This window comes from Vibrio sp. 1F263 (assembly GCF_041439035.1).
Classification (GTDB): Bacteria; Pseudomonadota; Gammaproteobacteria; order Enterobacterales; family Vibrionaceae; genus Vibrio; species Vibrio tasmaniensis_A.
Genome location: NZ_JBGONI010000005.1, coordinates 30,604 through 54,165, shown reverse-complemented (window position 1 = coordinate 54,165; position 23,562 = coordinate 30,604). Strand labels below are relative to the sequence as shown.

At 43.1% G+C, this 23,562-nt stretch carries 21 protein-coding genes; 11 read left to right on the top strand and 10 right to left on the bottom strand.

Annotated features, from left to right (window positions below; all coding sequences use genetic code 11):
- Positions 1 to 245: 245 nt before the first annotated feature.
- The 4 genes from ACED25_RS04880 (at position 246) to gltS (ending at position 5,554) form a co-directional block, all read left to right on the top strand.
- Positions 246 to 1,424: an O-antigen ligase family protein gene (locus ACED25_RS04880; protein WP_371694758.1), complete on the top strand. Its 1,179-nt coding sequence runs from the start codon at positions 246 to 248 to the stop codon at positions 1,422 to 1,424.
- 78 nt (positions 1,425 to 1,502) lie between these two features.
- The gene (locus ACED25_RS04875; protein WP_371694757.1) at positions 1,503 to 3,467 is read left to right on the top strand and encodes an acyltransferase family protein; all 1,965 of its coding nucleotides are present in this window, start codon (positions 1,503 to 1,505) and stop codon (positions 3,465 to 3,467) included.
- A gap of 187 nt (positions 3,468 to 3,654) precedes the next feature.
- Entirely contained in the window at positions 3,655 to 4,011 is a 357-nt protein-coding gene (locus ACED25_RS04870; protein ID WP_009846095.1) for a YibL family ribosome-associated protein, read from the top strand.
- Positions 4,012 to 4,327: 316 nt separating this feature from the next.
- Positions 4,328 to 5,554 carry a sodium/glutamate symporter gene (gene gltS, locus ACED25_RS04865; protein WP_371694756.1) on the top strand — a complete coding sequence of 409 codons (1,227 nt, stop codon included), beginning with the start codon at positions 4,328 to 4,330 and terminating at the stop codon, positions 5,552 to 5,554.
- A gap of 99 nt (positions 5,555 to 5,653) precedes the next feature.
- Here the strand turns inward: gltS and norW are convergent, their stop codons facing one another.
- From norW to ACED25_RS04845, 4 genes are all read right to left on the bottom strand, one after another.
- Positions 5,654 to 6,823, bottom strand: coding sequence for an NADH:flavorubredoxin reductase NorW (norW, locus tag ACED25_RS04860; protein WP_017085007.1), 1,170 nt, complete (start codon positions 6,821 to 6,823; stop codon positions 5,654 to 5,656).
- A 1-nt stretch (position 6,824) separates the two neighbouring features.
- Positions 6,825 to 8,330, bottom strand: coding sequence for an anaerobic nitric oxide reductase flavorubredoxin (gene norV, locus ACED25_RS04855; protein WP_371694755.1), 1,506 nt, complete (start codon positions 8,328 to 8,330; stop codon positions 6,825 to 6,827).
- Between the two features lie 475 nt (positions 8,331 to 8,805).
- Positions 8,806 to 9,462 (bottom strand): NAD(P)H-dependent oxidoreductase, encoded by a 657-nt coding sequence (locus tag ACED25_RS04850; RefSeq protein WP_017107057.1) that lies wholly within the window; start codon positions 9,460 to 9,462, stop codon positions 8,806 to 8,808.
- 324 nt (positions 9,463 to 9,786) lie between these two features.
- A complete protein-coding gene (locus ACED25_RS04845) occupies positions 9,787 to 10,653 on the bottom strand; it encodes a hypothetical protein (protein WP_009846100.1) in 867 nt (288 codons plus the stop codon).
- A gap of 565 nt (positions 10,654 to 11,218) precedes the next feature.
- Here ACED25_RS04845 and ACED25_RS04840 point away from each other — a divergent pair.
- From ACED25_RS04840 to ACED25_RS04830, 3 genes are all read left to right on the top strand, one after another.
- Positions 11,219 to 13,111 carry a PTS mannitol transporter subunit IICBA gene (locus tag ACED25_RS04840; protein WP_371694754.1) on the top strand — a complete coding sequence of 631 codons (1,893 nt, stop codon included), beginning with the start codon at positions 11,219 to 11,221 and terminating at the stop codon, positions 13,109 to 13,111.
- Positions 13,112 to 13,302: 191 nt separating this feature from the next.
- Positions 13,303 to 14,451: a mannitol-1-phosphate 5-dehydrogenase gene (locus tag ACED25_RS04835; RefSeq protein WP_065679363.1), complete on the top strand. Its 1,149-nt coding sequence runs from the start codon at positions 13,303 to 13,305 to the stop codon at positions 14,449 to 14,451.
- 50 nt (positions 14,452 to 14,501) lie between these two features.
- Complete coding sequence (locus tag ACED25_RS04830) at positions 14,502 to 15,038, top strand: MltR family transcriptional regulator (RefSeq protein ID WP_017100724.1); 537 nt, start codon at positions 14,502 to 14,504, stop codon at positions 15,036 to 15,038.
- Between the two features lie 32 nt (positions 15,039 to 15,070).
- On the opposite strand, the gene ACED25_RS04825 is transcribed toward ACED25_RS04830, so the two are convergent.
- From ACED25_RS04825 to ACED25_RS04810, 4 genes are all read right to left on the bottom strand, one after another.
- Positions 15,071 to 15,487: a hypothetical protein gene (locus tag ACED25_RS04825; RefSeq protein WP_009846104.1), complete on the bottom strand. Its 417-nt coding sequence runs from the start codon at positions 15,485 to 15,487 to the stop codon at positions 15,071 to 15,073.
- Positions 15,488 to 15,519: 32 nt separating this feature from the next.
- Complete coding sequence (locus ACED25_RS04820) at positions 15,520 to 15,795, bottom strand: hypothetical protein (RefSeq protein WP_009846105.1); 276 nt, start codon at positions 15,793 to 15,795, stop codon at positions 15,520 to 15,522.
- 103 nt (positions 15,796 to 15,898) lie between these two features.
- The gene (gene nagB, locus ACED25_RS04815) at positions 15,899 to 16,699 is read right to left on the bottom strand and encodes a glucosamine-6-phosphate deaminase (protein ID WP_102248809.1); all 801 of its coding nucleotides are present in this window, start codon (positions 16,697 to 16,699) and stop codon (positions 15,899 to 15,901) included.
- Positions 16,700 to 17,240: 541 nt separating this feature from the next.
- Positions 17,241 to 17,594: a DUF413 domain-containing protein gene (locus ACED25_RS04810; protein ID WP_017097795.1), complete on the bottom strand. Its 354-nt coding sequence runs from the start codon at positions 17,592 to 17,594 to the stop codon at positions 17,241 to 17,243.
- A gap of 156 nt (positions 17,595 to 17,750) precedes the next feature.
- Here ACED25_RS04810 and ACED25_RS04805 point away from each other — a divergent pair, with 156 nt between their 5' ends.
- Complete coding sequence (locus ACED25_RS04805) at positions 17,751 to 18,641, top strand: LysR family transcriptional regulator (RefSeq protein WP_102248810.1); 891 nt, start codon at positions 17,751 to 17,753, stop codon at positions 18,639 to 18,641.
- A 214-nt stretch (positions 18,642 to 18,855) separates the two neighbouring features.
- Here the strand turns inward: ACED25_RS04805 and ACED25_RS04800 are convergent, their stop codons facing one another.
- A complete protein-coding gene (locus ACED25_RS04800) occupies positions 18,856 to 19,059 on the bottom strand; it encodes a hypothetical protein (RefSeq protein WP_017082971.1) in 204 nt (67 codons plus the stop codon).
- A 236-nt stretch (positions 19,060 to 19,295) separates the two neighbouring features.
- Between ACED25_RS04800 and ACED25_RS04795 the strand changes: the two genes are divergently transcribed.
- From ACED25_RS04795 to ACED25_RS04785, 3 genes are all read left to right on the top strand, one after another.
- Complete coding sequence (locus ACED25_RS04795) at positions 19,296 to 20,744, top strand: AlkA N-terminal domain-containing protein (RefSeq protein WP_371694753.1); 1,449 nt, start codon at positions 19,296 to 19,298, stop codon at positions 20,742 to 20,744.
- Between the two features lie 25 nt (positions 20,745 to 20,769).
- Positions 20,770 to 21,252: a methylated-DNA--[protein]-cysteine S-methyltransferase gene (locus ACED25_RS04790; protein ID WP_017100726.1), complete on the top strand. Its 483-nt coding sequence runs from the start codon at positions 20,770 to 20,772 to the stop codon at positions 21,250 to 21,252.
- A gap of 198 nt (positions 21,253 to 21,450) precedes the next feature.
- Positions 21,451 to 21,834, top strand: coding sequence for a hypothetical protein (locus tag ACED25_RS04785; RefSeq protein ID WP_065679366.1), 384 nt, complete (start codon positions 21,451 to 21,453; stop codon positions 21,832 to 21,834).
- Position 21,835: 1 nt separating this feature from the next.
- Here the strand turns inward: ACED25_RS04785 and nhaD are convergent, their stop codons facing one another.
- Positions 21,836 to 23,275, bottom strand: a complete 1,440-nt coding sequence (nhaD, locus tag ACED25_RS04780) for a sodium:proton antiporter NhaD (RefSeq protein ID WP_012601208.1) — start codon at positions 23,273 to 23,275, stop codon at positions 21,836 to 21,838.
- Positions 23,276 to 23,562 lie beyond the last annotated feature (287 nt).

Below are 23,562 nucleotides of genomic sequence, written 5' to 3'. Positions count from 1 at the left end.
ACTCCTAACTCCTAATACGTAAGACAGAAGACTTAAGCTAACCTATCTAGTCGTGGTTTTGGAGTTTGATGCCAAAGCCGTTAGATGGGCTGAGTTTGGACATATGAATTATAGGTAAATGATTCATGGACAATGCCCTAAAGGGACTAGTTTCTTTGTTTTCCGCTGTATGTCACTACAGTTCATTTGCGACAGTGGCAAGTTTGTTTTAGAGTGCAACTCTTTTCAGCATTTTTAGATTAGTTATGGTTAGAATCAACACGAATTTAATTCAAAAGATACTCATTACACTGCCTTTGTTTTGGATTGTTACCGTTCAGGTGTGGTTAGGTCAGGGGAGTAAGCCTCTTGCGGGTATCACTTTATTGATTGCGGCCTGTTGTGCTCTTTTGTACCGAAAAAACAAGGAGAAGCATGACTGGTTTGAAGATGGCTGGGTGTGGATACTGCTCTTGCTCTCTATTTTTTCCACTATATCTTACGAGTTGCATGGCTTCAGTAGTCAAGAGCTGAGGGCAACTTTGATTGCTCTCGTATTTTTCCTTTTTTATCGAAATGGCTTTGTTAAGTTATCGGACATACAGAATCTATGTATCACGTCTGTTGTCAGCTCTACTATCCTCGTTATTTATCATATCTTCTTTCTCTCTGTGGATCGGATGAGTTTACCATCTAATGCTCTTGTAATTGCTTCGATTCAAGGCTTCTCCGTTATTATGTTGCTCGCACTTGGCTGTATTTCGTATGAAGGGAAAATGCCCCAAGCAATAGCTACCTCGGCATTTATAGGCTTTCTATCCATGTTTTTTGTGGGCTCAAGAGGACCTCTACTAGCCGTTATTATTATTGGTTTAGTTGTCCTATTCAAAATGATGATAGAGAATCGCCAGTACAAGACGCTGCTTGGTAGTAGTGTCATGGTTGTTTTCTCTGTGTTTTTGATGTCGAAATATGACGTGGTAAGTGAACGTATTGACTATAGCTTGCATGAGTACCATCAGATATCACAAGGCAACATGGATACTTCCATTGGCTTGAGATTACAAATGTATCAAGCAGGGTTCGATTTCTTTGTGGATAGCCCCTTGTTAGGCATTGGAGGAGATAAAGAAGCGCAATTAGATAAACTCTCATTTACTCCAACAAATTCAGGAAAGAGGTTTATCGTTAATGCGCATCTTCATAACAACTATATTGATAAAGCTGCTTCATCCGGTTTGGTAGGCATTGCCCTGCTCATGCTTAGCTTGATGTACCCTTTGTTTAATTCAAGATACAAGCTATCTCCTATTGTATTGTTACCGGTCATTTACTTTTCTTTGATGTGTCTATTCGATTCACCTTTCAGGAATGGTGATTTAGCTGTCATGTACTTTGTGTTTATTGGAGTACTACTAAAACTGCAAGTGAGAACAGAAGCGTAATGAAACCAGCGTATTACGCTAATGTCATTGTGGGTAGTTTTAGTGTGTTTATTGATTTAAGGTTATAACGAACAAATAATGAATAAAAATTTCAGGTATGACATCAATGCATTACGTGCATTAGCTGTCTCAATCGTCGTCATTTTCCATTTTTTTCCGGGTTTTATCACTGGCGGCTTTTTAGGTGTGGATGTGTTTTTTGTCATTTCAGGTTTCCTGATGACAAAAATTATCATGTCGAGTTTGGAAACTAGTACCTTCTCATTAAAGGACTTTTATTTAGCGAGAGCAAAACGCATTATTCCTGCTTTAGCGGTCATGTGCCTTGTTGTGTTACTCGTTGGCATTATTTACCTAGACCCTTGGGCGTTAAGAAAACTAGGTAAGCATATTCTCACCAGTGTCGGGTTTGTTTCTAACCATACCTATTTAAAAGAGTCGGGATACTTTGATGTGGCCGCGCAAAGCAAGTGGTTGCTTCACACTTGGTCTTTATCCGTAGAATGGCAATTCTATATATTATATCCTCTTGTTTTAATGGCGACCTACAAGTTATTCGGAGCTAAAGGTGCGGCCGTTGCTATTGGAACAACTCTGATAGGAAGTCTAGCTTATAACTATGCGTATTTGGGGAGCTCAGCTTCTTATTACACATTACCGTCTCGTGCATGGGAACTGCTCGCAGGTTCGGTAGTTGCTTTGAAAAGAGAGCCCATTGAATTCAAAAAATCTAATGTTCAGTTATTGCTGTTAGTTGCTATTGCTTCATTGTTTATTTCCCCTTTCCTGATAGACAGCAGCACACTTTGGCCGAGTCATGTGACGCTTATTCCAGTCATTGCTACCGCGATAATTCTGCTTTTAAATTTGGACCTCAATTTTACCGTTCATAAATCACGGCTGATACAAGGGGTTGGGTTATGTTCCTACTCAATTTATCTCTGGCATTGGCCTATTAATGTTTTCATTAAGAACCTCACGAGCAACACTATTACTCACAATATAGTTGGAGTAATTGTATCGGTATTGATGGGGATCCTTTCATTTAAGTTCATTGAAAGTTACCGACCTAAGGAGACACCCAAAGGCGGTAAGTTCTTTTTGAACTATTACCCTCTCATTCTTGCTTCCTTTATTGCCTTGATAGGGCAGGTTATTTATGAAAGTGAAGGATTACTTTGGCGCCTGGATAAAACACAGCTAGTCATTGCACAAAGTGTCTATGACCGGAATCCACGAAGCGGAGAGTGTCACGTCGAATTTGGACCGTCTCCTGAGTGTCACTATGGATCGGGACCCGTATCCGCGATTGTCTTAGGCGATAGTCATGGCGCATCGATAGTGAGAAGTGTTGAAGCGTCAGCACCTAACGATACATCGGTCATCGACTGGACGAGAAGCGCATGTCCAACGATTTCAGGTATTAAAAGAGTGCTCTCTAGTGGTGAGTTATCAGAAGAATGTGGGGATTTTGTCTCAGTATCGTTGATTAAAGCTAAAACTAACTACCTTAACGTTCCTGTTGTTGTCATTAACAGAATGGGTGGCTATCTATATGGTTCGAATGAAGATGGATGGCAAAGTGACAACGAAAAGATCAGTTTAATAGCAGGAGATAAAAGGTTTCAGACCAGATCGGAGGAGTACCTAAACTCAATCTTATCCAGTTTTGAAAAGACCATGTGCGAGCTTAGTCAATCTAACCCTGTTTATTTGGTCAAGCCAGTCCCTGAATTGAAGAAAGATGTACCCAAAACTATGTATAAGTATTCGATTTTAAATCAATCTGATATTTCGGTTTCTATTCCTCTTGAAGAGTACCGACAAAGAACCGCATTGATTACGAAATCTTATGAAAAAATCAGCCAAAACTGTCGAGTTACTCTTATAGACCCTGAACCGATATTTTGTGATGATCAGCAGTGCCGAGGGGATATCAACAATCACCCAACATACGTTGATGACGATCACCTGAATGAATTTGGTGCTAGCCAACTTATTCCTCAATTTCGCGAAAAAATATGGGGTCAATCAGCTCCGTAGGAAATGCTCATTCGCCCTTATTGTTTACACGAAAGAATAAGGGCGTTTCTGTGTTTGGACCTATTGTGTTGGTCTTAAATGGTTCTTTTAGGTAGCGATGTTTAAGATAAATTTCGGTTCAAGTGAACCCTTGTGCTATACTCCGCGCCCCAATCCGAATTGGCTTGTTAAATCTTAGGAAATTATTATGAGTGTTAAAAACGAACTTCAACAAATTAACAACCGTCTAGACAAGTGTCGCAACAAGTTAGCGGCTGCTAAAACTCGTAATGATCGTCCTGTTGTTCGTCAATTTGAAGATGAGATTAAGAAGCTAACCAAGAAAATCGCTCAGCTGAAACATAAAGAAAGCTACGATGTGAACCAAGAGCGTAAGTCTCTGGTTGATATGCCATTTAAGCGTGAGATTACTAAGGCTGAACAAGCGGATATGGGTAAACTTAAAAAGTCTGTTAAAGGATTAGTAATTGTTCACCCAATGACCAAGATCGGTAAAGAGCTTCGCATTGAGGTTATGACGGGTTACGCACCGAAAAAATTCTAATTGCCAGTGATGGTGATGAAAAAGGAGCTAGCAATAGCTCCTTTTTGCTTTTTTAGGTATTAAAAAAGCAGAGTCAGCGGTAAGAATACTCACGCCGTTTTCAACTTTTTAGAGGTGATTGTTGTCACAAATCCTTTTATCTCCTATAAAAGTTAACGTGCCACTAACATGGCACCAAGTGAACGCAGTAATGTGTTCGCTTTTCGAATCTACAATTTCTCTCCAGTTTGTATAAATATAGGTAGAGCAGCACAGATAATTACAGATAAAACTAGACTCGTTAAGGAAGATGAGAACGTAAAAAAATAGAGGTTATATGAATCAATTAATTTCAATTGGACCACTAGAATCCTTCCTAATCGCGATTAGTGTTTTGTTTCTAGGTCATTTCGTCAATGCAAAGCTTCCTGTTCTCAAAAAGTACAATATCCCAGAGCCCATTGTCGGCGGCTTGATTGTCGCTTTTGCTATTACAGCCCTGCACTTTAACGGCCTTGATCTTGAGTTTTCTTTGCCCTTGCAGAACACATTTATGTTGATGTTCTTTGCAACGGTCGGCCTTGCAGCTAACTACACACAGCTGATGAAAGGTGGTGCCAAGGTATTCCTATTCTTAGGGGTGGCTTCGGTTTACATCATTATCCAAAACGGTGTAGGCGTAACCTTAGCAACGACACTAGGCCTTGAGCCCTTGATGGGTTTGATTGCTGGCTCTATCACCCTTTCGGGTGGTCACGGTACAGGCGCGGCTTGGTCTCAAACTTTTGCAGACACGTTTGGCATTGCAAATACGTTAGAAATCGCAATGGCTTCAGCGACCTTTGGTTTGATCATCGGTGGTATTATCGGTAGCCCAGTGGCGCAAAAGCTGATTGATAAAAACCAGCTTGAATCTGAGTACGGTACTGGCACGCAAACGCACGAACGCTTCCCTGAACTTGTTACTTATAACGAGTATGAAGAAGACAAAGTGACGGCGAAGAAGGTGATTGAGGTGTTGTTCATCCTTCTTATCTGTATCTCGGGGGCGAAATACCTAGAAGAGTGGGTGGCGACTTTTGAAATTTCTTGGTTGATGATTCCTGACTTCGTTTACGCGTTGTTTATCGGTGTGTTCATCACTAATGTTTTTGAAGTGACTAAGCTGCATAAAACCGACAGTGAAACGGTCGATATTCTTGGTACGGTGTCATTGTCACTGTTCCTAGCGATGGCGCTAATGAGCCTTAAGCTTTGGAATATCTTTGACCTTGCGATTCCGTTCTTGGTTATCCTTGCGGTTCAGGCTGTGGTGTTGGGTATCTTCTCTTACTTTGTGACGTTCAAAGTAATGGGTTCTAACTACGACGCAGCGGTTATGGCGGGTGGTCACTGTGGTTTCGGCCTAGGTGCAACACCAACAGCGGTAATGAATATGGGTTCTTTGGTGAACCGATTCGGTCCGTCGCCACAAGCCTTCATGGTTGTGCCAATCGTTGGTGCCTTCTTTATCGATATCGTTAACCTGATCATCCTTCAAGGTTACATCTCGTTTATCGGTTAATGTTCGCCTGTGCTTAAATGCGATGAGCTAATCGCACTAAGATGAATACAAGAAAGCCAGTCTGTTGACTGGCTTTTTTTGTATTAGCGCCTCTAGAACTTATGCGGGTGAGCTTGCTTGTAGCTCTTTAAGAAGAGGGAACGCGGCTTTGGTGTGTTCTCCAGTGACAATGAATCCAACCAACTGATCATCTTCATTGAAGCCTTTAGCGACAATGCCTTTAGGATCGAATCGAGTTTCCCAGCTCTGAGCAGTGTGAATATCGCGCCCTGCGAGCTGAATAGGATAACTCGGTGTTTTCACCTTGGTGATCATATGAGGCAAGCTGAGCTTCCCTTCGCCCACTTTGATGTCTCCTTTATCCTTAGTCAGCTGCTTCGCCAACACGTTTGCCGACAAAATGGCTGGCTGCAAATAGGCCATTACACGTCCTTCAATTTCAGCGCAATCACCAATCGCATACACATTGTTAGCACTGGTTTTCAGGGTGTCATCGACCACAACGCCTCTGTTTACTTCTATTCCCGCTTGCGTGGCTAACTGCGCGTTTGGTCTTAGCCCTGCTGCGGCAATCACGATATCTGCTCGTATTAGCCGAGAAGAGGTGGTTTGTAGCCTAACTCCATCAGACAGGTAAGTCGCTCGGCAAATCGCAGAGTCGGTTTCGACGGTAACCCCCGCTTTTGTCAGTTCTCTTTCCAACTCAAGCGAAACGAAAGGTGGCACAAGGCTATTCAACAGATAACTTGCAGGTTCGATAATCGTGACATCTTTGCCCGCAGTTTGAAGGTCGAACGCGAGCTCGACCCCAATCAAGCCTCCACCCATCACGGTGATGCGCTGAGCGTCATCGATCTGAGCTTTGTGTTTCTTGAACTCTTCCAAACTATTTAACGTAATGGTCGCGCTGCGTTTAAGCCCTTCCGCTGGTGGTATAAAAGGCGTCGCGCCCGTTGCTAATACCAACTTCGAATAATGGATAGTTTGTCCATCAACACGAACACACTGCTGCTTGGTATCGATTTCGCTGACTAAAGCCTTGGTTTTGACGACTACGTTGTACTGCTCTGCTAATTGCTGAGCGTTATTAACGGCTAAAGCTTGCGGTGTTTGAGCCTGGCTGAATACGTGTGAAAGATTCGGCTTACTGTACTCAACCCCTGCATCTGCCGTGATCATGGTTATCGCGATATCTTGGTCAATTTTACGTACCATCTTTATGGTTTGTAGGGCGGCGAAACCACCACCCACAATCACAATGTTCGACATGCTACTTCTCCACAAATACTTCTTTGCCTAAATGGCATTCTGGGCAAAGGAAGTCATCCGGCACTTGTGCCCAAGGTGTTCCTGGCTCAACGCCTTGGTAGGGTTCACCCAACTGTGGGTCATATACCCATTCACACACTGTGCAGCGCCAGCAAGTGCAATCTGCAGTGTGTACTGACTTATCTTGAGCTACTTCTGTTTCCTGCTCTGTCGTGTCTTTGAGCTCGGCAGTGGTGTTTGCCGGTGCTGGTGTGGCTTCAAGCGGTGTTACATTACGTGATACTTGTTTCGGTGTGCTCACTTCATCTGCTTCTACACGCCAAACCTCGGCCAGTGTCATGCCGTAATCGATACATTGGCGAAGCGCGTCTGTGTCTGGTTTCCAATGGATGTGTTGTGGCGCACTGACTTCGAAGTTAGCTTCATGTAAACGAGCGTCGATACGTTTTACTGCGCCACCTGTCCAACCTGAAGAACCAAATGCCGCGGCTCTTTTACCAGCAAAGCGCAGTCCGTGTATTTCTTCTAGTAGCGCTGCGATTTGCGGCATCATCACATTGTTCATGGTCGATGAACCGACTAGAACCCCTTTTGAACGGAAGATATTGGCAAGGATGTCATTCTTATCGTGCTTAGAGATATTGAAGACCTTGATTGCTGTTTCCGGGCTGCCTTTACGAATACCTTTTGCGATTGCGTCAGCCATCATGCGAGTGTTGTTCGACATGGTGTCGTAAACAATGGTGATACGATCTTCTTTGTAGGCTTTAGACCACTCGTAGTATTGCTCAACAATTTGCGTCGCGTTGTCGCGCCAAATACAGCCATGAGAGGTTGCGATAACATCGATAGGCACACCTAAGCTCAATACTTCTTCTATCTTCGCTTTCACCAGAGGCGCGAAAGGTGTGAGGATGTTCGAGAAGTAACGCAGACATTGATCATGAAGCTCGACTTGGTCTAGCTGATCGTTGAATAGGTTTTCATCACAGTAGTGCTGACCGAACGCATCGTTACTGAACAGGATCTCGTCACCAGTGAGGTATGTTGCCATTGAGTCTGGCCAGTGCAGCATTTTCATCTCAACAAAGATGAGTTGCTTACCGTTACCGACATCGAGCGTGTCGCCTGTTTTAACGGTTCGGAAGTTCCAGTCAGGCTGATGGTGATGGCCAACAATCGAGTTAACGCCAGCTTCTGTGCAGTAGACGGGTGTGTTTGGAATTTTGGCTAATAGTGCTGAAAGGGCACCTGAGTGGTCTTCTTCAGCATGCTGACAAATGATGTAGTCGATCTCGTTGATGTCGATTTCCATCTCAAGGTTTGCAAGGAATTGTTCAGTAAAGCGATGATCAACGGTATCAACAAGCACCGTTTTCTCTTCACGAATCAGGTACGAGTTATAACTGGTACCTTTGTTCATGTGGTATTCCTTACCATGGAAGTGTTCTGTTTCCCAATCGTGGACGCCAACCCAATGAACATTTGATTTAACGTGAATAGTCATAATGATAATACCTTATTTAAATATCTAAGGTCATCATTGCACTAGTTGTGCCATGTTTATAAGCGTCTGTTTTTAATGTGTTCGTTTGGTGTTTGTGTTGTTTTGTGAGTCATTTTGACGTGCTAAATTTTGTGGTTAAAATGAATCTTAGGTGTCTTTATGACTTTGTGAATTTATAGCGGCTTGGCAAGAAAATTAATGATGTTTGCTCAGAAAGAGCAGGGTGAGGAACCTGTTTCAACAAAGGGGATTATAGCGCAACTCCTGCGCTTCGCGAATTAGAACACGCGGATTGATCAAGTATTGGTGGTCTAAAAAGCGGCTGGGATGGCTAAAGCTGAGATAGAAAAGATGGATGCGAAATACAGAAATGAAAAAGGCCAGACTAGTGTCTGGCCAAAACAAGGCAGTGTAATTTAACAGTCTGAAGTGCTGTTGAAACTATATTTTGTAAAACGAAAAAGCGTTTTAAAAATTAAAGCGTCGTCACGATTTCATCAAGAGCTAGACGTGCTTTTGGTTTACCGTGGTTATAGTCTTCGCCGTCTTTGTGGTAGCCGATTGCTAGCGCTACATCAACAACGTGACCTTCCAGTTCGTCAGCAAACTCTTCGCCGATCATAGCGGCATCTACGCCTTCCATCGGTGTTGATGCAATACCAAGACGAGCCAGTGTGTGCATTGTGTTACCTAGCGCGATGTACACCTGAGACTTAGTCCAGTTTCCGTTGAAACCTGTTTCGTCTGTGTTCATTTCTGCGAATGCGTAAGCCCCTAAGAACTGCTCGTACATTTCAGCGGGTAGGTGACCAGAGCTTACTTCTGTGTCAGCACGCTTTGCGAATTTCTCTTTAGTGTACTTAGGATCGTGAGCAAACAGGATCGTATGTGACGCTTCTTTCGCATGCGGTTGGTTAAACTGGAACATGTTCTCGAAAGTATTGTGGAAGCGTTGTTTTGCTGCGTCACTCTCAATGATGATGAATTTCCAAGGCTGAGAGTTGATAGAAGAAGCTGACAAACGAAGTGCTTCTTTGATTACTTCCATGTCTTCCGCAGAGATGCGCTTTTCTGCATCGTATTTTTTAGCTGTGTAGCGAGTGTTTAGATCTGAAATGATTGGATGAGTCATGTTGAATCCTAATATCTATCAATAATAAATGTTGTAGGGTTTTATGTTCGGTAACGTCAACAATAAACGGATAACGCATTTAGGCTATATCTCTATAGAAGTCGTTTCTAGAACAGTCAGCCTCTAAAAGGCTGAACGCTTAAATGGTTATCGAACATGCCCCAATAAATCGAGTATCTGCGGTAGCTCAAGTCGATGGGTGTAAGATAATAGAAGATTGGCTTGGGAAAAATAGCGAACACATCAAATCACTATGGTTAATAATGTCCATAATGATTTGATTAGTGTGATCTGGATGTGTGTTGGTTTTCGAAAATCAGCCAGTTAGTACGCTTTGATTCCATATTGGCGTAATAAAGAGGGAAGTACACTGTCGAGGTTTGGGATATCTTCAGGGTTAAGTTCAATCAAGCTAAAACCGTGCTCTTGGTAAACTTTCTTGGTCGCATTTCGTTTGTCTTCTTCTATAGGGCCTGAATCTGTTCCCCAGAATTGAATGTATACCTTGCCGCTTGGCAGGTAGAAATCGCTCATTACTTCTTTTGATATCGGGAGCGGACGTTCATAGGCATGAACCACTCCCGCCATATAAAGCCAGTTATCGATGATCAGCTCTCCCTTTGAACGTACATAATGTCCGTCTAAGGTTCGGTGTTTCGCCTCAAATTTCTGACGAAAGCTAGAAAACGAGACATCGGTAGAGTGGCTTTCAGCATCATGCCCTAGAAATTCGACAACAGACTGCTTCAAACGTTTATTGCGAACCAACGAATCGTGCCATACCACAAATAGGTTTTGAGTCGCTTTATCTTCCCTTTGCTCACCGCCTGCTTTTAAGCCTGTTGAGGTGACATGCCAACCATCTTCTTCACGTGTTATCCAACCAAGCTCGCTGAGCAACAGGTTAATTTTTTTTGCGCTAAGTTGAAAGGCACTGCCTAGTTGAGTTGCCGTTAGCGTTTTTCCAGAGAAAGAATCTAGGTCGATGAGTAGTTTTTCTGGCCAGACAATAAAGACACCAAACTTCTTGTGTTCGACATACTCCCCACCAAAGCTTTCGCCTCGTTCTGTGAGTACCCAACGCTCCTGTGAACGCACGATATAGCCAGCTGTTTTCAAATCACTGAATAGAGCCTTCGCTTCTATCCCTTTTTGTTTGGCTAGTGCTGATGTGGAAATCTTGTCTGGCATAGTCTGTTTCTCAATTAGCAGTAGAACTGCTGATTAATGTTGAGGGGCTGTTGTATAGAATAGGGAAATACAATAACACAACTGTTGATACTAACTGCAGTTCACTGGTCCATGTTTTTAGTGAGTATTCGCTCTCATTTTGAATGTTAAGCAAAATGCGGTCTAACTTGTAATTAAATTACAGCTTTAGGTTTTTTTCTCATCTTGGTGCATATTTATCATTCGTAATACGATGTTCTTTTATACGGTTTATATGGTTTCTAGATGCTATCTTTTATTAAGTGTGATTTACATCACTATTTATTTTTAAGTATTACAAAATAAAGTGTGATCTGGATCTCTATTGAATGAGTGTTATTCTCGATAATTTGTCTTTGTAATTTTAATTCATGGTGTTTTTGTGATCCGAATTGCTCTTGTTAACCCTAAAGTGTTTTTTGAGTGTGATACTCATCACTAAAATTGGGTCGGGGTGCATTTTAGAAATGTTGTGATACATTTTAAATGACTTTTGAGTACACACTTTCGGTCATTTGACCAACCAATACATTACGGGGTTCTACCTATGTTATCACCAGAAGCTAAGATTAAGGTTCAAAACTTTGGTCGTTTCTTATCCAATATGGTAATGCCAAACATCGGCGCATTTATTGCGTGGGGTTTCATTACTGCACTATTTATCCCAACAGGTTGGTGGCCTAACGAAACGTTAGCATCAATGGTTGGTCCTATGATCACATACCTACTACCGCTATTGATCGGTTACACCGGTGGTAAAATGGTTGGCGGCGACCGTGGAGCGGTTGTTGGTGCAATTACAACGATGGGTGTCATCGTTGGTACAGATATCCCTATGTTTATGGGTGCAATGATTGTTGGCCCTCTAGGTGGTATCGCAATTAAGAAATTCGATGAAGCTGTTCACGGTAAAGTGAAGAGCGGTTTCGAAATGCTAGTGAACAATTTCTCTGCTGGTATCATCGGCATGATCTGTGCGATCATCGCGTTCATCGTGATTGGTCCTGCGGTTAAGATTCTGTCTGGCGGACTTGCTGCTGGCGTAAACGCAATGGTGGAAGCGGGTGCACTACCTCTAGCATCTATCTTTGTTGAACCTGCGAAAATTTTATTCCTAAATAACGCAATCAACCACGGTATCTTCTCTCCACTCGGTATCCAGCAATCTGAAGAGATTGGTCGCTCAATCTTCTTCCTAATCGAAGCAAATCCAGGTCCTGGTTTTGGTCTTCTACTGGCTTACATGGTGTTTGGTAAAGGTAGCGCAAAGCAATCTGCGGCTGGTGCATCTATCATCCACTTTTTAGGTGGTATCCACGAAATTTACTTCCCTTACGTTCTAATGAACCCACGTCTAATTCTTGCGGTAATCGCAGGTGGTATGGCTGGTGTATTCACTAACGTAATGTTCGATTCTGGCCTTATTTCTCCAGCATCACCAGGTTCTATCTTCGCAGTCTTACTGATGACGCCAAAAGGCTCTTACATCGGCGTGATTCTATCGGTTATCGCAGCAACGGCAGTATCGTTTGTTGTAGCGTCAATCCTTCTTAAAACATCAGCGCAAGATGATGAGGAAGATTCACTAGAGAAAGCTTCAGCACAAATGAAAGACATGAAAGCGTCTTCTAAAGTTGCAGCAATGGGGGCAGATATCAACCTAGCTGACGTGAAAGCAGTATACGTAGCGTGTGATGCGGGTATGGGTTCAAGTGCAATGGGTGCAGGTCTACTTCGTAAGAAAGTTGAGGCAGCGGGCCTAAATATCACGGTAACTAACTACGCAATCAACAACTTACCAGCTGATTCACAAATTGTTATTACGCATAAAGATTTAACAGACCGTGCACGTAAAACCATTCCTGGTGCAATGCACATGTCTCTGAACAACTTCTTAGATGGCGCAGTATACGACAACCTAGTAGCAGAACTTGTTGAAGCACAAAGTGGTGAAGCGAAGGTAGAAGATCCGGCTCCTACGGCAGCACCAGCTCAAGAAGGCAACAAGCTTGCACTGACTAATGACAGCATCTTCCTTGGCCTTAAAGCGACTCAGAAAGAAGACGCAATCAAGTTTGCTGGCGAACAATTAGTAAAACTTGGCAACGTATCACCAGAATATGTAGACGGCATGTTTGCTCGTGAAGAGCTTGTGTCTACTTACCTAGGTGAGTCTATCGCAGTACCACACGGCACAATCGAAGCGAAACAGTACGTACAAAAAACCGGCATTGTTTTCTGTCAGTACCCTCAAGGTATTCAATGGGGCGAAGATGAAGATGATATCGCGAAGATGGTTATCGGTATTGCCGCACAAGGCGATGAGCACAACATGGTGCTGATGGCTATTACCAATTCACTCGATGATGAAGACGCTGTGGAATGCCTACAGAATACAACAAACCCTGCTGATGTTCTACGTATTCTCAACGGAAACTAACAAGCTCTAGTCAAGCTCCTGAGTGAAGGAGGCCAGTATCCCCCTACTGGCCTCATTTCCGGTCTCAATCTTTATCTGTAGATAAAGGTTCGGTCTGAATAGGTCACTGCTTAATGCCTAGGACGTGATTGAAAGCGGCATGTGTTTGAGTGGTTAGCTATTTAGATTCAAATATTTATAAGGTCAAAATTATGAAAGCGTTACATTTTGGTGCAGGTAATATCGGTCGTGGTTTCATTGGTAAGCTTCTTTCTGATGCTGGTATGAAGGTTACGTTTGCTGACGTAAATGAAACGGTTGTAAATGCGTTAATTGAACGCCAAGAATACCCAGTTAAGATTGTTGGCGAAGAGTGTGTTGTCGAAGTTGTTAAGAACGTGTCAGCAGTAAACTCAGCGACAAGCGCAGTAGTAGATTGCATTGCTGAGTCTGATCTTGTGACGACAGCAGTGGGCCCTACGGTTCTTAAAATCATCTCTAAGTCTATCGCTCAAGGCATTGAAAAGCGTGCAGCTGCAAACAACACTGCACCAATGAACATCATCGCGGCAGAGAACATGGTTCGCGGTACTAGCCAATTAAAAGCAGCCGTGTTAGAGCACCTTTCTGATGAAATGAAAGCGTTCACTGAAGAGCACATTGGCTTTGTTGATTCAGCGGTTGACCGTATTGTTCCACCGGCAGAAGCGGGCGAAACAGACCCTCTAGCGGTAACGGTTGAAACGTTCAGCGAGTGGATCGTAGACCAAACACAATTCAAAGGTGAGATTCCAAATATCCCAGGTATGGAATGCACTGACAACCTAATGGCTTTCGTTGAGCGTAAACTGTTCACGCTAAACACAGGTCACTTAGTAACGGCATACCTTGGTGTGCTTGCCGGTCATGAGACTATTAAAGATTCTATCGAAGACGACGTAATCCGCGCTGAAGTAACAGCGACGATGGAAGAGAGTGGTGCGGTTCTGATTAAGCGTTACGGCTTTGATCCAGAAGCACACGCTGCCTACATCCAAAAGATTCTAGGTCGTTTTGCTAACCCGTTCCTACGTGATGAAGTAGACCGCGTTGGTCGTCAGCCAATTCGTAAACTGAGCCCGCAAGACCGCCTAGTTAAGCCTCTAAACGGTACATTAGAGTACGGCCTACCGAATGCTCACCTAGTAAAAGCAATCGCTGCTGCGTTCCATTACAAGAACGAAGACGACCCTCAAGCGGTTGAACTTCAAGCAATGTTCGCAGAAAAAGGCTTTGCTGAGACATTAGCGCATTATTCTGAGCTGAATAGTGACTCAGAAGTTGTTAAACTAGCGGAAGAAGCTTATCTAGCATTGAAATGATAAACCATCAAAGTGCCACACCAGTGGCACTTTATTCTTTTAGAGCAACCATGCCCATACATACAACACACGAATCAGATTTACTTGAAGAACTAGCCGAATCAGCTAATGCTGCGGAGTGCCTGTTGTGCGCCTACGATGTCTTAGAAGACATGCTGGACGCTTTGTTGAAAAGTATCTTCTATAAAGATGACTACGCAGTAAAATTTGTTGTTGACCCTCTCCTTACCACTGATGGCCCTTTAGGCGAAATTCTTGTTCGAACAAAACTATTGTTAGGGCTAGGCGTGATCAGTAAAGAGGTGTATGACGATATTGAAGTTTTCGTTACTCTAAAAGAGTGGGTAAATATTCAAGAAGGTCAGGTAAATTTCTGGGACCAAGATGTCGTTTTTGAACTTAATCGTATAAATGCTATTCAAAAAATGATGCCAATCGACTATGACCCGGAGTTGGTCGAAGGCATGTCTGATGATATGAAGCGGATGTTTTTAGAGCGTCACTTTCAAAAAGTGCGCTCTACGATAGTGCTAGCGGTTAATGATATACATCAGCAGTTAGCGAAAGAGAATGTGCTGACCTCTTAAGCTATCTCTAGGTAGTGAAAGTAAGCTCGGTGCTATTTATGATCTACTTTTGTCAACCACAGATCACACTGATCGATGAGCTCTTGCAAAAATTGTGTTGGGTTCGCAAGTTTCTCATTTCCTTTTACACTTGTTGTCGTTACCTGCCAAAAACTCAGTGAGACTAGGTTTCTTTTGTATAGGAACTCATTTAACTCTGCTGATGAAAGCGCAAGGGTCTCCCCAAACACATCATATAACTGTTGTATAACTGGCTTTAGCTCTGTGATAGTGCCTTTCAGAAACTGCTCTGAAGTCAGGTTTTCAATGGCTTGGGTATCACTAGAACTGTTTTGTTTACAAAGTGCTCTAATCGACTGGTAGAGTGAGTTTTCCAATCTTTGTACTGAAAGCAGAGCTTTTCCAAGTAGAGATAGTTGTTCATTGCTTAGGTTAGTTGTGTCTGTCATTTAAGTCAGTTCCTAATAAATTGAAGTCTGTTTTACCTGAATTTTGAGCTAGCTTGTTCGGGCGTATAGGTGTCTGCATTGAAAATAATATAGTCACCGCTTATCAATTTTTCACATTGAATTTGTCCTTTAAAGCCAATGCTGCACAGTTTTTTTAGCAAGTGTGGCTTGGCGTTATCGTAGACAATATTTAAAAAAGGAAGGTGGTTAGAGTGAACTACGTTATGTAGATTAAACTCTTCTAATGCCTCTGAGAGGTGATCACTGTCAGTCAGTTCGATGACCTCGACAATTTCATTCAACAACATGTCTATTTCCATATTTTTTAGTTGATAGCGATTGTGACATAAAAAAAAAACCACTTCCGATAGAAGAAGTGGTTTTAATTCTACAATCAAGATCTACATCAAATTATAGGTCTTGAATGTTCTCAGCTTCTAGCTCTTGGAAGTAGCGAAGAGTCTTAACTTTTAGCTCTTGTTGAGCTAGCTCATCAGCAACGATGATAGCTTTACGGTGCATCTGTAGAGCGGTAACAGTCCACATGTGGTTTACAGAACCTTCGATAGCCATTTGAAGCGCTTGCGCTTTGTTGTGGCCTAGAGAAAGGATCATTACTTCTTCAGAATCTAGAAGAGTAGCAACACCGATAGTTAGTGCGTATTTAGGAACTTGGTTGATGTCGCCATCGAAGAAACGAGAGTTCGCGATACGAGTGTCTTCAGTCAACGTTTTGATACGAGTGCGTGAAGATAGAGAAGAACCTGGCTCATTGAACGCGATGTGACCGTCGATGCCTACGCCGCCCATGAACAGGTTGATTTTTCCGTATGAACGGATTTTTTCTTCGTATGCTGCACAGTGAGCATCGATGTCTTCAGCTTTGCCGTCTAGCAGGTTGATGTTTTCTGCTTGAATATCAACGTGGTTGAAGAAGTTTTCGTGCATAAATGTGCGGTAAGACTCTGGGTGGTTTGGTTCGATACCAACGTACTCATCCATGTTGAATGTTACAACGTGCTTGAAGCTTACTTCGCCAGCTTTGTAAAGTTCAATTAGCTCAGCGTAAGTAGTTAGAGGTGTGCTACCAGTAGGAAGACCTAGTACAAATGGACGCTCAGCAGTTGGAGCGAATTTGTTGATCGAATCTGCGATATGACGAGCAGCCCATTTACCTACTTTTGCTTTGTTGCTTAATGGAATAAGTCTCATTGATTTTGCCCCTAGAAATTAAATATTATAGTGTTCTGAAACATTAATTCGCATTATAAAATAAGTTATCAGATTCCGCTATTGTTTTAGGTCAAGTTTTTGCCTTTTTGATCATATCTGTGATTGGAATTCTCAAAATTGCACAATTATTGTATGGATATTTGGTGGCGTTAAACAAGATTAATACGTTTGTCATATATCGTCGGATGGATTTGATTCAGGGGCTGAAGGATCAACAAACTTTATTGGATGAAGAGTAAGGGGGCAATGAAAATGCGATCAAAGTATGGTGGCTATGTGGCACTGCCGTACAAAAAATAAGGAAGTTTCGCCGACAGGCGTGAATTATCATTGGGTATATTTAAGAATAGTGATTATTCAAAGGTATCACTATGAATTTTATATAAATATTGGTAAAACTGGACAGGTTGGCTAAACTTATTAATTACGAAGAAGATGCGAGTTTATTTTAAGTTCCCGCTAATCCGAGATGAACCCAAAAAAAGCTCAAAGTGATGAGGTATCACTTTGAGCTGTTTTACTAATCTTCTAACACTAACTCTCTTTCGTATTCTTCCCGAGAAACTTCGCTGCGTTTGCAGCCGTTTAGGGTATGAAAGCGACGGCGTCCACGAGCCAGTTGAATGTACTTCAACCAAACACGCTCTAACTTGGACTTCGCCTTATGAGGGTGAGACAACACTTTGATGAAATGTTTTTCTTCTGAGTTGCTTGGCGAAAGTTCGCCAGTCTCAAGTGCAAGCATAGTGTCACCAAACAAGGTTAGGATTTCCTCTTCTGAAAGAGTAAAATCACCCGACTTAGCAAACCCTCGTGGGAATTTAATGGTGTCATAAAAACGTTTTTTTCCGTGTCGGAATTCGGTCTCAGACATATCAGCCTCAGTAATGTGGTTAGATAGAAATTAGTGTTTATTGCTCACGCGAAAATATTGTTAAAAGGCTAAAATAGGAAACAAAACGTTTTTGCCTTTACGATAAACAATCCTAGATCGGCTAGTTAGCAGATTTATTACAGAGATGTATTTTTGATGGATGTGAAAGTATTTAGAACCTTTCTTGAGGTTGCAAGGGTGCGCCACTTTGGGCGTGCAGCTGAAAACTTGTATTTAACACAAGCAGCGGTGAGTGCGCGGATTAAACAGCTTGAAGGCTATTTTGATACTCAGCTCTTCATTCGTGACCGCAATAACATCAAGCTGACCTCTTCTGGTGAGCGTTTGATTGGTTATGCTGAAGTGATGGTATCCACCTTACAACAAGCCAAATTTGAGCTGTCGTTAGAAAGTGGAAAAGCGTTGCAGTTAACACTGGGTGGCACACCGAATATCTGGGATGCGTATCTACAAAACTGCTTAAGTGTGGTGACCGACTCTTTCGGTGGCTACGGCTTTATGGCCGAGGTGATGGGGCGCGAGCAACTGAACCGTAATTTGTTAGAACGAACCTTAGATATGGCTTTCGCTTTTGATCAGATCAAAGCGGAAGAGCTGAACTGTAAAAAAGTCGCTGATTTGGTTTTGGTGTTGGTATCAACACAACAAGATGATCTGGAATCTGTATTCCAACATAAATACGTTTATGTCGATTGGGGAACGCGCTTCGGTTCTGAACATGCCGAGCGTCACCCAAAAGTGCCCGCGCCGTATTTACGTACCTCTACTGCACGTATTGCGCTCGATTTTATTTTAGAGAAAGGTGGCAGTGCGTATTTACCTGTTTCTATGGTTGAACCTTTTATCGAGTCGGGTCAATTGCACAAGGTCAAAGGGGTTGAAGACTGGTATCGCCCAATTTACCTGAGCTACCGTAAAAGCAGTACTTCGGTTGATGCGATCATTCAGGTTGAGAAGTTGGTTAATGAAATTGACCCATCGACTGCCTACACGTTGCAACAAGCCGCTGAACAAGCACCAGAGTAGCGGCATTCGCGGTAAGCAACGGCTTTGTTGATTAGATTCAATAAAAAATGGCTCCTAACTAGTTATATAGTTGGGAGCCATTTTCGTTTTAAACCAGAGATGATCTTCATTGCCAAGTCAGAGATAACCCTAACTCGGATAAATCAGTTTAAGCCTGGTATGCGTAACCTTTTTTAAAAGCCCTATCACTTCAAAGCACTATTCTTCGAAAATTCTAGAGATTCATTAGATTCTCAATAGACTCTTCAAGAGAGTGTGACAGGTATGAATGGATTTGATTGCCATCCGTTGCGTCAATCTCAATTTTAGAAATCCCCTTACTCGCTTCTTCTTCAAGAAAGCTGAGAGACTGCTCTACTGATTGACTGGTGAGAACCTGTTGGTTTGATAAAACAATACGACACGTGTGAAGAACCATAGCCTTTTCCTTTTTATATTCGACAGGTCTCTGCATCTTAGTGTGCTAAGTACCTATCGTTGACGTTGTGAGAAGAGTTTCTTCTCAAGGTTAAATTTAGTCGAATTGCGTAAAAAGAAAACCCTTTTTTGTGATTTATCTAACCTTCAGTTCCGAAAGTGGCTAGCGACAATGACAGTTCACGGTAAACTTTTAGGTATCGGAGTAAAAGTTATGGCAAATGGGAAGAGCACAGCATGTCGAGAAATATTCATCACAACAGTACGTTAACGAGTGAGCAGTGCCATTTGGCTCGATATGCGCGAGACGCTCGCTTTGATGGGATGTTTTTTACGGCAGTAAAAACCACCGGAATTTTTTGTCGCCCGATTTGCCCAGCAAGCCCGCCCAAAGAAGAAAATGTCGAGTATTTCTCTCATCAAGCTCAAGCCTTGAAGGCTGGGTATCGCCCATGCTTACGTTGCCGGCCAGACAGCGCACCTTTTTCTCCAGCTTGGAAAGGTGTTGAAACGACTTTCTTGCGTGCTTTACAGTTGATTGATCATGGTGCGCTGAACTCAGGGTCAATCGTCGACCTTGCCACTCGATTAGGTATTTCCGATCGTTATTTACGAACCTTATTCGACAATTACATCGGCGTGTCGCCGAAGCAATATAGCCTTTATAGCCAATTGATGTTTGCCAAGCAGTTGCTGCACACCAGTAGCATGAGCATTACCGATGTTGGCTTTGCGAGTGGTTTTAATAGCACGCGTCGTTTCAATGATGCTTTTCTAAAGGAGCTGCAGCTCTCGCCAAGTCAAATCCGAAGAGCTAAGCCAAGTAACAATCTAAGTAATCATATCCAACTCAGTTTCCATGGCCCGTTGGACTGGGATCATTTGCTGGATTTCTATCGACGAAGAATGATTGAAGGCGTAGAGGACGTTGGCGAAGATTATTATAAGCGCACGGTAAATGTGAACGGCTCAAAGGGTTGGTTCAAGGCGACTTTAGCCAAAGAAAACCGCTTGGATATTGAATTTGAGTTGGACGATATAAGTCAATTAAGAAGCTTGATTGCTAACATTCGACGCATATTCGACCTTGATGTCGATATTGCCCAGGTCGAGGCATTTTTTACAACCATTGACCCTAACTTGGTGGCTAAGAGTGGCATCCGCATACCTGGTGTGTGGAGCGCTTGGGAAGCTGGGGTAAGAGCGATTCTCGGGCAGCAAGTCTCGGTAACAGCGGCCATTGGTCAGCTTAACTTGTTGGTGCGAGAGCTCTCTGGTTCATATCAGGTTTCTGATTTACAAGAGCAGGCTAATTCACAAGAGTGCTCTGACTTACAGCAAATAGCTGATGCATCAGAGAAAGCGTATTTCCCTACACCTAAACAAATAGCTGATGCTGATGTGAGCTTTCTAAGGATGCCGGGAAGTCGTAAGGAAACCTTAAAGCGTTTTTCCCAATACATGGTCGACAACGAATCCGAGCATCCTTCTAAGTGGATTGACCTCAAAGGCATTGGGCCTTGGACGATCCAATATGCGCTGCTGCGCGGGCTCAGTGAACCTAACCATTTGCTAGTAGGCGATTTGGTGGTGAAGAAGTTCATTGAGCATCGCCCTGCCATTAATGCAGAGAGCGTTTCACCTTGGGGAAGCTACGCCACATTCCATTGTTGGAATAAATCTTAATCGGAATACCAAGCTAGGAGATATCATGGCTAACCGTTTTACTTACTACGAGAGCCCTCTGGGCACCGTGACGTTACAGGCGAACGATGAAGGGCTACTCGGCCTTTGGTTTGAAACTCACACGACCAAGCCTGAACAGTTAGGTGTTCAAGATGATAGCTTTCCGATCTTCGCGTTGGCTATCAAACAGCTCAATCGTTATTTTGCTGGAGAAGCTATCCAGTTTTCTGTGCCGATCGCAGCCAAGGGCACTCCGTTTCAGCAGTCGGTTTGGCAGGCTCTTACTGCCATTCCTTATGGAGAAACATGGAGCTATGCACAATTGGCCGATGCAATTGGTAACCCAAAAGCGGTGCGTGCAGTGGGTTTGGCGAATGGCAAAAATCCGGTGTCTGTGATTGTTCCGTGTCATCGTGTGATAGGTAAAAATGGAAAGCTGACGGGTTATGCGGGTGGCGTAGAACGTAAACAACGCTTGTTAGTGATTGAGGGAAGAAAACAAACTTAGAAAGCTACTTAGCTAGCGACTTGAAACTCTGTTCTGTCGGTTAAGGTTGAAGGTTTGTACGACTGAGGAGGAATATTAAGAGGCCTCAAGCGTGATTCTGCAATAAAAACGTGACTTTGCAATAAATTCGCTACTTTCTGGAAAATAATGATTTGGTTGCATATTATTTAGCCATGTTTTTTAGGCAAGGATGCCCAAATGAATAACCATCATTTTCTGATAATAGCTTTCACTAGTGTGTTATTGCTGACCGGTTGTTTAACTGATACTAGTCGCCCCTTTGAAGTACCGCAGCTTGTTTTGTTCAAAGGGATGTATGAGAACGCGGACGATAACAGCTATCTACTTTTTGAGTCAGGACAAATGACCTATCAAACAATCGGTAACACGGTCACTAGAACTTATCGTATTGAAAATGATTTGATTAACATCGAGTTGAATTCAGGAAATAGCCGAGTGGATTCTGGGTTGATGATGCGCATTCAACAAGAAGGAGCGGTGTTAACCTGCAACCAGTGTCCAGCAGTGCAGTTAAGCAACGTCTGGACACGTGTTGATAAGCCTTTAGTTGATATGCCTTAGGCTAGAACATATCACCGTTCAGCCATAGGTGAGCGGCGATACTGACCCCATAACCAATCATGATTACTGGCATCCATTTTAAGTGGCCAAAGAAGGTGTACTTACCATGTGCTGCCCCCATTAATGCCACACCTGCTGCACTACCTATAGATAACAAGCTGCCGCCAACCCCAGCAGTTAAAGTGATCAGTAGCCAGTTGCCCATCGACATTTGTGGCTCCATGGACAACACGGCAAACATCACCGGAATGTTATCGACAATAGCCGATAAGATCCCCACCATGACGTTGGCCCAAATTGGATCCCACTGGCTATACATCACGCCCGAAGCTAATTCCAAGTAACCAAGTAGACTCAAGCCACCTACACACATTACTACGCCGTAGAAGAACAAAAGCGTGTCCCATTCGGCATGAGAAACTCTTCGAAATACATCGAACGGCACAACAGAACCGAGTCGCTTCAGGGCGCCTTCATCGTTATTGGCGATCGCCACTGCCTTTTTCTTGGCGAGTGAGTTGGGTAAGGTCTTGCGTAAGTAATAGCCAAAGAACTGCAGATAGGCGAGCCCCATCATCATGCCCATTACTGGAGGGAAGTGGAGTACGGCATGGAAAGCAACAGCGGTCGCGATTGTCATAATAAACAAGAATACGATGCGTCTCGCACCACGTTTTAATTCAACGTGTTGATGGACTGTGTCGGGCTGAGTGGTGGGTACAAAGTAAGACATGATCAACGCAGGGACGAGGTAATTCATCACCGAAGGAATAAACAAAGGAATGAACTCACTAAAACTCACATAACCAGCCTGCCACACCATGAGCGTTGTGATGTCTCCGAATGGACTGAATGCACCGCCAGCATTGGCGGCTATCACGATATTCACGCAGGCTAGGTTGACGAATTTAGGGTTAGAACCTGCCACTTTAAGAACCACAGCGCACATCAGTAGAGCTGTCGTGAGGTTGTCGGCGATAGGTGAGATAAAGAAGGCCAGAATACCGGTTATCCAGAACAAAGAGCGAAAGTTAAAGCCTTTGCCTACCATCCACGCTTGCAGCGCATCAAACAGTCTCCTCTCTTCCATGGCGCTAATGTATGTCATGGCGACGAGTAGAAAGAGTAATAGCTCGGCATATTCCAGCAGGTTGTGTTCGAGCGCTTGTTTAGCGACTTCAACAAGGTTGTGTTCTTGGTAAGTGAAACCAATGATTATCCAGATCAGGCCTGCAGCAAGCAAAACGGGTTTGGACTTTCGGAGCTTTAGGTATTCTTCCATCATCACCACGATGTAGGCGACAACGAAAATGGTCAGCGACAAGTAGCCAGCGAACGAGCTAGTTAGCTTGAGCGGTTCTCCTAACTGAGAAGTGGCAGCGCCTGCTACCGTGGAAAAAAATAACAAAGAGAGAACAGCAGAAAGCTGGATACCTAACATGGATTACGCTCCGAAGTTAATAAGTTATTAACACGGGTAAAAGCGTAGACCTAAATAACCCTGTTCAGTGTGATAGATATCTTAATAATTCAATAGATTATATAGAAAACAGTAGATTGGGTGAAAACGTGAGATCACGATGAAAGATTTTTTGAACTTTCTATTCGAAGCCTGATTATTGTGGCGATTATGTGCGTTTTTGGTTGCGGTGTTGAAGCTAGGTTTGTTTAGTTTTGTATGAGAAAGATTCTAATTTTTTTAGCGTATACCTCCACTTTAAAATTTGA

What these genes read in the sequence shown, in the direction of transcription:
- ACED25_RS04880 (WP_371694758.1), top strand. Translation starts at nt 246, where the DNA reads ATGGTTAGAATCAACACGAATTTAATTCAAAAGATACTCATTACACTG.
- ACED25_RS04875 (WP_371694757.1), top strand. Translation starts at nt 1,503, where the DNA reads ATGAATAAAAATTTCAGGTATGACATCAATGCATTACGTGCATTAGCT.
- ACED25_RS04870 (WP_009846095.1), top strand. Translation starts at nt 3,655, where the DNA reads ATGAGTGTTAAAAACGAACTTCAACAAATTAACAACCGTCTAGACAAG.
- gltS (WP_371694756.1), top strand. Translation starts at nt 4,328, where the DNA reads ATGAATCAATTAATTTCAATTGGACCACTAGAATCCTTCCTAATCGCG.
- norW (WP_017085007.1), bottom strand. Translation starts at nt 6,823, where the DNA reads ATGTCGAACATTGTGATTGTGGGTGGTGGTTTCGCCGCCCTACAAACC.
- norV (WP_371694755.1), bottom strand. Translation starts at nt 8,330, where the DNA reads ATGACTATTCACGTTAAATCAAATGTTCATTGGGTTGGCGTCCACGAT.
- ACED25_RS04850 (WP_017107057.1), bottom strand. Translation starts at nt 9,462, where the DNA reads ATGACTCATCCAATCATTTCAGATCTAAACACTCGCTACACAGCTAAA.
- ACED25_RS04845 (WP_009846100.1), bottom strand. Translation starts at nt 10,653, where the DNA reads ATGCCAGACAAGATTTCCACATCAGCACTAGCCAAACAAAAAGGGATA.
- ACED25_RS04840 (WP_371694754.1), top strand. Translation starts at nt 11,219, where the DNA reads ATGTTATCACCAGAAGCTAAGATTAAGGTTCAAAACTTTGGTCGTTTC.
- ACED25_RS04835 (WP_065679363.1), top strand. Translation starts at nt 13,303, where the DNA reads ATGAAAGCGTTACATTTTGGTGCAGGTAATATCGGTCGTGGTTTCATT.
- ACED25_RS04830 (WP_017100724.1), top strand. Translation starts at nt 14,502, where the DNA reads ATGCCCATACATACAACACACGAATCAGATTTACTTGAAGAACTAGCC.
- ACED25_RS04825 (WP_009846104.1), bottom strand. Translation starts at nt 15,487, where the DNA reads ATGACAGACACAACTAACCTAAGCAATGAACAACTATCTCTACTTGGA.
- ACED25_RS04820 (WP_009846105.1), bottom strand. Translation starts at nt 15,795, where the DNA reads ATGTTGTTGAATGAAATTGTCGAGGTCATCGAACTGACTGACAGTGAT.
- nagB (WP_102248809.1), bottom strand. Translation starts at nt 16,699, where the DNA reads ATGAGACTTATTCCATTAAGCAACAAAGCAAAAGTAGGTAAATGGGCT.
- ACED25_RS04810 (WP_017097795.1), bottom strand. Translation starts at nt 17,594, where the DNA reads ATGTCTGAGACCGAATTCCGACACGGAAAAAAACGTTTTTATGACACC.
- ACED25_RS04805 (WP_102248810.1), top strand. Translation starts at nt 17,751, where the DNA reads ATGGATGTGAAAGTATTTAGAACCTTTCTTGAGGTTGCAAGGGTGCGC.
- ACED25_RS04800 (WP_017082971.1), bottom strand. Translation starts at nt 19,059, where the DNA reads ATGGTTCTTCACACGTGTCGTATTGTTTTATCAAACCAACAGGTTCTC.
- ACED25_RS04795 (WP_371694753.1), top strand. Translation starts at nt 19,296, where the DNA reads ATGTCGAGAAATATTCATCACAACAGTACGTTAACGAGTGAGCAGTGC.
- ACED25_RS04790 (WP_017100726.1), top strand. Translation starts at nt 20,770, where the DNA reads ATGGCTAACCGTTTTACTTACTACGAGAGCCCTCTGGGCACCGTGACG.
- ACED25_RS04785 (WP_065679366.1), top strand. Translation starts at nt 21,451, where the DNA reads ATGAATAACCATCATTTTCTGATAATAGCTTTCACTAGTGTGTTATTG.
- nhaD (WP_012601208.1), bottom strand. Translation starts at nt 23,275, where the DNA reads ATGTTAGGTATCCAGCTTTCTGCTGTTCTCTCTTTGTTATTTTTTTCC.